2 protein-coding genes are annotated in these 2,235 nt (G+C 63.2%); both read left to right on the top strand.

The features are described from left to right. Positions 1-61: 61 nt before the first annotated feature. Complete coding sequence (istA, locus tag D1J51_RS17595; protein WP_119077297.1) at positions 62-1,636, top strand: IS21 family transposase; 1,575 nt, start codon at positions 62-64, stop codon at positions 1,634-1,636. Next, positions 1,636-2,235, top strand: a 600-nt coding sequence (locus D1J51_RS17590; protein ID WP_162903929.1) for an ATP-binding protein, incomplete at its 3' end; no start/stop codon positions are given. The genes istA and D1J51_RS17590, both read left to right, overlap by 1 nt.

Below are 2,235 nucleotides of genomic sequence, written 5' to 3'. Positions count from 1 at the left end.
GTGCCCCGCATAACAGCGGCACCAAACCCCCGGCGGTTCACCAGCAGTACCTTACCGGCAGATCGAGGCGCGGGCGAAGTGCTCACATCGAGCGATCGCGAAAGCCCGCCGAGTACTGGATGCAGAAAGCGTCACCACGCCCGAACAGCTTGACGCGCTCAGCAGCGAAGACCTCGACCGGCTCTTCTCAGACGGGCGCCGTAGTGTCACGAGCGAGTTCGTGCTCGTCGATATCGACAAGATTGTCGCGGCACGCGTCGGGCGCAAGAAGCCACCCTTGAAAGTTCTCTGGTCTCGCTATCTTAATACTGAAGCGTCGCCGCATGCGAAGTTCTATGGCTACGACCGGTTCTGCGAACTCGTTGCCGAGCACGTCCGCACGCATGATCTGACCGCGCCGATCACCCACGCTCCGGGGCACACGCTGCAAGTCGACTGGGCTGGCACCCCGATGCAGCTCGCCGACCCGATCACGCGCCAGCACACCAGGGTGTCGGTATTCGTCGCGACGCTGCCGTACTCGGGGCTCGTGTTCGCTTATGGAACGCTCGATGAGAAGATGCCGGCCTGGCTGGATTGTCACCGACGCGCGTTCGAATACCTCGGCGGCGTGCCCTTGGTCGTGGTGCCCGATAACGCGTCGACGGCGTCGAACCAGATCTCGAGCACATCGCGGGCCCGGGATGTGAACCCGGCCTATGCCGAGTTCCTCGAGTACTACCAGAGCGCCGCGGTCCCTGCCCGAGCGTATCGGCCCCGCGACAAGGGCAATGTCGAGGCTGGGGTGAAGACCGTCACGAACTGGGTCATCCACTACCTCGCCGATCGAGTGTTCGTCTCACTTGATGACCTCAACGCCGCGATCGCGCAGCAGGTCGACACGATCAACGAGCGCACCCCGTTCCGGGGCGAGCAGCGCAGCCGAAGAGCATGGTTTCAGGAACTCGAACAATCAGAGCTCCTCGATCTCCCGGCGCGGAGGTGGGAGCCGGTGGTGTGGCGCAAAGCGAAAGTTCACCGTGATTGGCATATCCAGATCGACACCATCAAATATTCTGTCCCGTACGACTTCGCCGGCCTCACGGTCGATGTGCGCATCATCGGCAGCGGGCTCGATGTCCTCGCAGCCGGCGAAGTCGTCGCGAAGCATCAGGTGAGCGGGCGCCGGAACGGGTACGTCACAAACCCCGAGCATGCGCCCGCGTATCTCACCGACACGACTGGGCTCTGGACGCGCGCCTACTTCACGAGACAGGCCGCGAAGATCGGCCCTGGCACGGTGACCGCGGTCGAGCGGCTCCTCGACGGCCGCAAGATCGAAGCGCAAGGGTTCCGATCGTGCCTGAATATCCTCGACCTTGCGAAGAACGGGAACCGGCTCCTTCTTGAGCAGGCCTGCCAGCGCGTGATCGCCGACGAGCATCGGCAGATCACCTATACGGCAGTGAAACATGCCCTCACCGCTGTTCGGGCTGAGCATGATGAACGTCCCCGCAGTATTCCCGGGGCCGAACGGCGATCACCATCACCGTCATCACAGCGGCCAGCCGGCCGGGACACGAGTGGCGCGTATCTCGCGGGTGCGGAAGCATTCAGCCTCGACGCCCTCACCCGCCGCGGAACGAAGGAGGCGTGATGATCGAGCAGCACCTCACCCTCGACGACATGCCCCTGTTCACAAAGCTCCGCATGACCGCGTTCGGAGAGGCCGTGATCGAGATCGCGAACGACCCCGCCTGCGATACCTGGTCGTTCTCGCAGAAGATCCGGCACGCGCTCGAGAAAGAGGCCCAGGCTCGGGGCGAGCGGCGCATGTTGAAACTCTTGAAAGCGTCCCGCGCCCCAAACCCTGCCGCCTGCGTCGAAGATGTCCACTCCCTCGACGGGCGCACCCTGAATCGAGACGTGGTCGCGAGACTCGCAGCCTGTCGTTGGGTCGAGCAGACCACAAACCTCCTCATTCTTGGCTCATCGAGCGTGGGAAAGTCGTATCTCGCGCAAGCACTGGTGAACGCGGCCTGCCGGCGCGACTACACGGCCGCCTACTATCGCCTCGATGACCTCGCGAACCAGCTCGCCGTCTACCAGCATCAAGATCCCGCCAGGCTGAAGTTCCTTGAGCACCTTCATTCCTGCGATGTACTCATCCTGGATGACTTCTTGACGACGCCGATCACGAGCGAAACCGGGGTCTGTCCGGTGAACGGTGTGTGGGGTCCGGCGGTTTTCATGAGT

Origin of the sequence: Leucobacter sp. wl10, from assembly GCF_003569785.1 — a bacterium.
Taxonomy (GTDB): domain Bacteria; phylum Actinomycetota; class Actinomycetes; order Actinomycetales; family Microbacteriaceae; genus Leucobacter.
Note: the sequence above shows the minus strand (reverse complement) of the source record. Positions and strands in the feature narration are given on the sequence as shown.